8 protein-coding genes and 1 pseudogene are annotated in these 6,413 nt (G+C 50.6%); 1 reads left to right on the top strand and 8 read right to left on the bottom strand.

Annotated features, from left to right (window positions below):
- From OCV62_RS16275 to OCV62_RS16240, 8 genes are all read right to left on the bottom strand, one after another.
- Positions 1-469: recombinase family protein (locus OCV62_RS16275; protein WP_262587977.1), on the bottom strand; the 469-nt coding region annotated here is incomplete at its 3' end.
- Between the two features lie 107 nt (positions 470-576).
- Positions 577-762 carry a hypothetical protein gene (locus tag OCV62_RS16270; RefSeq protein ID WP_015540918.1) on the bottom strand — a complete coding sequence of 62 codons (186 nt, stop codon included), beginning with the start codon at positions 760-762 and terminating at the stop codon, positions 577-579.
- Positions 763-1,032: 270 nt separating this feature from the next.
- The gene (locus OCV62_RS16265) at positions 1,033-2,373 is read right to left on the bottom strand and encodes a virulence-associated E family protein (protein WP_118369366.1); all 1,341 of its coding nucleotides are present in this window, start codon (positions 2,371-2,373) and stop codon (positions 1,033-1,035) included.
- Positions 2,258-2,998: a CHC2 zinc finger domain-containing protein gene (locus tag OCV62_RS16260; RefSeq protein ID WP_262587973.1), complete on the bottom strand. Its 741-nt coding sequence runs from the start codon at positions 2,996-2,998 to the stop codon at positions 2,258-2,260. The genes OCV62_RS16265 and OCV62_RS16260 overlap by 116 nt, the downstream gene beginning before the upstream one ends.
- Before the next feature lie 47 nt (positions 2,999-3,045).
- Positions 3,046-4,518 (bottom strand): MobQ family relaxase, encoded by a 1,473-nt coding sequence (gene mobQ, locus OCV62_RS16255; protein WP_262588028.1) that lies wholly within the window; start codon positions 4,516-4,518, stop codon positions 3,046-3,048.
- A 2-nt stretch (positions 4,519-4,520) separates the two neighbouring features.
- A complete protein-coding gene (locus OCV62_RS16250; protein ID WP_019162597.1) occupies positions 4,521-4,838 on the bottom strand; it encodes a DUF3847 domain-containing protein in 318 nt (105 codons plus the stop codon).
- Positions 4,839-5,122: 284 nt separating this feature from the next.
- A complete protein-coding gene (locus tag OCV62_RS16245; RefSeq protein ID WP_004614949.1) occupies positions 5,123-5,326 on the bottom strand; it encodes a hypothetical protein in 204 nt (67 codons plus the stop codon).
- Between the two features lie 144 nt (positions 5,327-5,470).
- The gene (locus tag OCV62_RS16240) at positions 5,471-5,695 is read right to left on the bottom strand and encodes a helix-turn-helix domain-containing protein (protein ID WP_005362423.1); all 225 of its coding nucleotides are present in this window, start codon (positions 5,693-5,695) and stop codon (positions 5,471-5,473) included.
- A 302-nt stretch (positions 5,696-5,997) separates the two neighbouring features.
- On the opposite strand from OCV62_RS16240, the pseudogene OCV62_RS16235 reads away from it, so the two are divergent.
- Positions 5,998-6,413 (top strand): annotated as a pseudogene (locus tag OCV62_RS16235) (hypothetical protein); the annotation flags it as partial.

Genomic DNA, 6,413 nt, shown 5'->3' with positions numbered 1-6,413 from the left:
CAAATCTTGTGCGCATGGCAGCCTTGACCTTTTTGCTGGTCTGTCGGGCGTGCATTTCATTCAGGATGTTTAAGAATGGGGCAAGCTCGCTTTCTCCGTTGATGGTGTCCACATTGTCATTGATGGCAATGTAGCGTACTCCCTTGCTGGGGAAATAGATTTCCGTGTACTGACCGGTCAGGATATAGTTTCTTCCCAGACGGGATAAGTCCTTTGTGACAACGCAGTTGATTTTCCCGTCCTCGATGTCATCAATCATCCTTTGGAAACTTGGACGCTCGAAATTTGTCCCGCTCCATCCGTCGTCAATGTACTCGTCTACAACAGTCAGCCCATGCTCTGCGGCATACTGCCTAAGCATCATGCGCTGGGTCTGGATACTGCCGCTTTCCCCCTGTAATTCATCGTCACGGCTCAATCTCAAATATAGTGCAGTGTTATAAATCGTTGTATTATATGGTTGTTTCACGGTTAAAAATCCTCCTTCTAAAAGAAACAACCCACGCTTATACAATACTCGCTGGTACAAGTATATCATAAGCGTGGGCTGATTGAAAGTCGTTATTCCGTATTTTTTCAGGAAGCGGCGGCAGCGTGCTGGATCACATCTTCCAGTAGGCTGTCAAGCGGCTTCCCATCCTGTGCGAAATGCTCCGATACCTTGATACGGACTTTCCCCATGACAAAATACTGGGTGCCGTCTTTTTCGGTAAGCAGGGTGCCGCTGTTTTCGTTGTTGCTCTCGTTTTTGTTTTTTGCCATAGGCAGTTACCTCCATAAATGAAATATGCCCGACAAGGGAATGTCAGGCAGGTGTACAGCCGCAGACTGTCTCCGTGTCAACCAAACCGTGTCAACCGGCAGAAAAGACTTTGAAAACAATCCATAGGCGCTCTATTATTACTTTTTACTTTTTCTTTGATTTCTTGGTTGACATGGTTGACAAAGGAGAGAAATACCCCAAATATCAGGCTTTTCTCCGTCAACTGGCTGTCAACCAAAGCGTCAACCAAACTGTCAACCGGTGGCTTTTCAGAATGGCAGTTCCATTTGCCGGGCTTCTTCTTCCGTGATTTCCTGAAAACCGTCCCCCTCCGGCGGGTCTTGGTTGACACGCTCCCAGCCTTTTTGAGAACCGTATTTCTTATACCGCTTCGGGCTTTTGTAGGCTGCCCAGCCCTGAATGATGCCGCCCGCAATGCCGGTATTCATAATCTCGCAGATTGCCCGTGTCTCCCAGTCTGCCGGGGAATTTAAGTTCCCCAGCGCTTCCTCATAAAGCTGCTTGGAGCATACCCTGTCACCGGTGTAGTCCTCCAAATAGGCGTAGATCATGCCAGCCTGTGTGTCCTCCTGCATGAAGTCCTGCTGATGGGCGTTCAGGTATCGGTTCATTTCTATGCTGAATGACAGCTTATACTTCCCACTGCGGTAAACCGTCATGGCTTCCGCCCACATCTGTTCGATATACGCCCTCGCCGCCGCTTCATCGTCCAGTATGTGAACCTCCGCCCGTTCCGGGTACACCGTCACGGGGAGAAAGCGCCGGTTGCCGGTGCGGTCACGGGGCAAAAAGTCCTGCCGGTTGGTCGTCCCTCCAAATACACATTGCCGCAGCCGGTCTGCCGGATGTGTCTCATACGGCACTTTGTAGGTTTCTTTCTGGCGGCTTAAGAATGACTTGATTTCCTCAATACTCTTGGCGTTGGCTGTGGCGATCATCTCCGACATCTCGATAATCCAATGCCCTTGAAGCTTGCGGTACACATTTTCATCGTCCAGCTTCTTCAAATCGTCTGAAAACCATTCGTCCCTGCCTGCCAGCAGCCGGAAAAAGGTAGATTTCCCGGCTCCCTGACCACCAACCAGACAGAGCATGACCTCAAACTTGCTCCCCGGTCTGAATACCCGCCGGATGGCTCCCATCAGGAACAGTTTCAAGGCTTCATAAGTGTATTCGTCCGTATCGGCTCCCAGAAAGTGATGCAGGGCATAACGGATGCGCTCTGTGCCGTCCCATTGCAGGTTGTTCAGGTAATCCCTGACCGGATGGTAGCGGTTTTCATTGGCAACAATCTTGATGGCGCTCTGCACCTTTTTCTCGCTGATAAGCCCGTAATTTTCTTCCAGATACAAAAGCAGGTAGTTCATGTCCATGTCGGTCAGCGTGGTACTGGTGCGCTCCCAGCCCAGCGGCTTCACAATGTCAATCTGCTCCGTCAAAAGGTTCAGACGCAGCGCCCCACGAAACAGCGGGTCACGCTGGAACACCGTCAGGCAGTTTCGGATGCTGTTCTTCACGCCGCCTTTCTGCGTCCCCTCTAACGTCTCCCGGATTTCTTCCGGTGTCTGCGCCGGTTCCATTGTGTCCATCGTCCTTTTGACCGCTTCCTGCGTTTCCGGTGGCAAGCTCTGAAATTCGCTGTTCAAGCCGCAGCACCTCCTTTCCCTGTGCGGCGATCAATGCCGCTTTTTCTTCTATTTCTCCGTATAACAAAATATCCAAAAGGTATTCTGTGTAGCTTATCCTCTGCAACGCTTCCACAAAAAGAGGATGCCAGATGGCATCCTGCGGCTGTGGGGCGTATGCTGTTTTCCAATGCTCCAGCAGGCGCTGATAATCGCATAGCACCCGGAAACAATACCGTTCCGTTTCCTGAAATCTCTGCTCCGCTGATTTTTGCCGGGGCTGTGACCTGTTGTGACGCTTCCTATCTGGCGGCGCATTGCCGGATTTCTCATAGGAAACGCCGAAGTCCTCCGCAAGCCTGACCGCAGCTTCCCGTTTTCCCAATCCATGCAGCAAAGCGGCAAAGTCGATCACATCCCCGGAAGCCCCGCAGCCGAAGCAGTAAAAGCGGCTGTCCACTTTCATGCTGGGCGTGCGGTCATTGTGGAATGGACAGCAGACCATGCCGTTTCTCCCCACCCGGATTCCATAGAATGAAGCAGCCTGCCGGGTGGTAACAGACTGTTTCACCGCTTCAAATACATTCAAATGCTCCCTCCGTAAAAATACCGGTAGCGGTAAAGCTGCCGGTTATATCATAGCTCCATCTCATGTTTCTTTCTCTGTACTTCCTGTGGCTGCTCCCTCCGGCGCAGTGCGGTATCTACGGCGTTCTGCACCTGCCGCAGCCGTATGACTTCCTCCCGGAGTGGCTTGTGCTGCGGAGACAGTTCGGCATACTCTGTTTTTAACTGTGCGTATTCCTGTTTCCATGCTTTCAGGGCAATGGGTTTTCCGTCCAGTTTTTCATTCAGAATACGGCGGGCGGCATAAAACAGCCGTAACTCCGCATCGTGGGATGTTTCAAATTTCGCCCTCTGTTTCTTAAACTTGATATTGTTCAATTCCGTATGGACAGGTTTTAGCCGCTGGTAATTCTCGCCCTCCCGTATCAATTCCTGCAATTCCTTTATCCTGGCAGATTTCTTTTTCATGGAGCCGCTTAATGCTTCAAATTCTTCACTGACAGAGGAAAGACGCTCCTGCAAATCCTCTAATGTGAGCAGCTTGTTTTCCGTCAGATAATTGACGGCTTCGGCAAACTGCTTTAAGTTTCCGGTTCTGGCTTTATTGCTCCATGCCCCTGCGTTGCGCTGGTTGTAATAAGCGATCAGCAGGTCGGCAAGGTTCGGTGTCTGTGGTTTGGAAAGTTCTTCTTTTACCTCTGCCATCCAGACAAACAGGGCTTTGATCTTCTTCCTCACATCCTGCATGAGCCGGTTGGTGGCTTTAATCCAGCGGTTCAGTTCCCCTTTCTCGGTGCGGATGCCCTTTGCTTCCATCTGCCGGACATTAGCTCCCTCGTGGACAGTAGGTATCAGGTCAAGCCCCTGCCGCACATAGGAACGGTGGTCGATACGCACATCCAGTCCTTTTTCCTCAAATTTTGTATTAACGGCAGCCGCCCACTGCTCCCGCCAGTGTTCCAGTGTTTCCGGCTCGTGCCAGTCTGTTGTGTGGACAGCATTAAACATATAATCGCCATTTTTATCCCGGATTCGGTTTCCATCTTCATCAAGAAGATATTCCCGCCGCTGTTTTTGTCCCCATGTGCCATCCGGGTTCAAAGGGCGCATTGTTGTCATCACATGGAAATGCGGGTTTGGGATACCGCCGTCCTCTTTCTCCGGACTGTGAAAAGCAAGATCGGCAATCATGCCTTTTGCCACAAACTGCTCCTGCACGAACTTCCTCGCCAGCTCCATGTTTTCTTCCAGCGTCAATTCATTCTGCATGGCAATATCAAATGAATAGGCAAGCTGTGCTTTTGGATGTTTCTCGCAGTTCTCCACAGCATTCCAGAGGGTCGCCCGGTCAAGATATATTTCCGGCGCATGGGGCGGCAGCATGATTTCCGAAGCGATCACGCCGCCCTTTTTGGTGTAGTCGCTGACTTCTCCATAGTAGCTGCTGTAAAGACGCTCCCCGGCTCGGTAGGCTGCGCTGGCAATGGCGCTCTGACCGGCGCTGCGCTTTATCTGTGCGATTGAAAAATGATAAAGTGCTATCCTTAGTCACCGCCTTTCTCCTGCCCGGAAATACGGGCGTGGTTTTCTGCGGCAGACCGGATGAAAGGCTCCGCCTGCGGCAGATTCAAAATGCTTTCCATGAGGGAATAAAATTCCGTTTCGGTCAGCTCCTTTGTCTGTGGCACAATGCTCTCAACGGCTGCCCCACGGGTAATCAGCCGGTGCGTCCTCTGTTTCCGGGAACCGCTTTCCAGATACGCCTGCCGGTTTTTCAAACGCTGCATTTTCCGTTTTTCCCGTTCCAGCAGAACAGTGGTTTTTTCATATTCCTGCTTTAACTGTTCCAAAGATTTTTCCATGTTCTCACATCCTTTGCTTATAAGATAAAGAAAGACCATCCGCAGACAGTCTGTGTCAGTGCTTCTATAAAATCCGATGAAAAGGGAAAACCACAGAGCGGATTTCTCTTTGCGGCGGGTACACAGGGGATAGCCGCTTTAGCGGCGCAAGGGGGTGTAGCCACCTTGTCGGAGCGAAGCGAACGCAGACCTCGGATTGCTGATTTTATCAGCGGCAGAGGTAAGCTCCGCAGGACGCACGATACATGGTCTTTAGACTATGTATAGAAGTGCGCCCTTAGTTCCTAAGGGATTTTGCCGTTTCCGGCAGTCTTGTCCTTTTTCTTGGAACGCTTGGAAAGATACTTCGGGCAGTCAACCACAACCGCCCGGAAGCTCTGTTTACATTCGTGCTGGCATTTCCGGCACAGTTCGTTGTAAGTGATACGGCTGCGGTCATTTAAGAAGAAAGACCATTCCAGCCGTCGCTTGTTGCTCATTCTTGCCATAACCGGCTCCTTTCTCCGTTTCTATCTGATGTACGCAGATAGGCTGTTTTGGTGTAGCGTCTCGGTATCATTTTTAAGGTTTTCCCTCTGTATGCCCCTTTGGAAAGTGCGGCAGTATTGCAGTCAGGGAATGATACCTCACGCTTATTTGTCACTTCCCGGTACGGTTTCGGAGCCTTTTGCCATCCATTCAAAGAAAGCAATCTTGCTGACCTTGATAAGCCTGCCCCTGCGGAACGCCGGAAAGCCGGGGGTGTGTACCAGCTCATAGGCGCTCGCTCTTGAAATTCCCATAATCCGCTGGATGTCCGCCACATCCAGAACCAGCGGTAAATCCTCGTAGCTGTTCAATCTCTTTTTATCGTTCATTCTGTTCCTCCCATAAATCAAATAGGTTAAAATGCTTCCTGTTGCCGTTCTCCCCAAAATCCGTTTTCCTGCCCCATTCCTGCGGTGTTTCCCTGCATTGGTGCGCCGGATGCGTCACTTCTCCTGCCGGTCATATCCTTTTTGGACGGTCATTCACTTGTCAAAGTACTGTTTGGTACGAAATTACCAACCGCAATCATCATAGCGTACTATCCTTGACAAAACAATGATTCTGCGATACCATGAGTGTAACGGATATAACTGAATTATATAATTACCATAAACAAAGGCAGGGGATAGGGATGGAGAATCAGTTTATACGGCATGAGCCATGTTTTGAGAGGATTTTGTTTGTCCTGACGCTGGACAGGAAGAAAATGAAAGAGCGGATTTTGATTGGGGAAGAACAGCAGATCCGCTTCCGTCTGAACGGGAGCCAAAACGCAGAGGTGCTTTGTGATATGACACGCCCACTGGGAACTTTTTTGATAAACTTTGAGCGTGACACGGACAGAGACTGGAACTTATACGGGCTTTCTCCGCTGCGGCAAGCTCTCCACTCCAACCGATGGAAACAGCCGGAGCTGGAGCTGGCGGCAAGCGAATTTCTTTGGGAGAAATATCTTAGCAACGACCCTCTGAAAATGTATGTGGCGTTCCGTATCTGGAACAGCTATCTGCTTGCCAGAGAACCCCGTGACCGTAACGCTGCCTGTGA

The sequence above is a fragment of the Gallintestinimicrobium propionicum genome, from assembly GCF_025567525.1.
Lineage (GTDB): Bacteria > Bacillota > Clostridia > Lachnospirales > Lachnospiraceae > Gallintestinimicrobium > Gallintestinimicrobium propionicum.
This window is presented reverse-complemented; position numbering and strand designations above follow the sequence as displayed.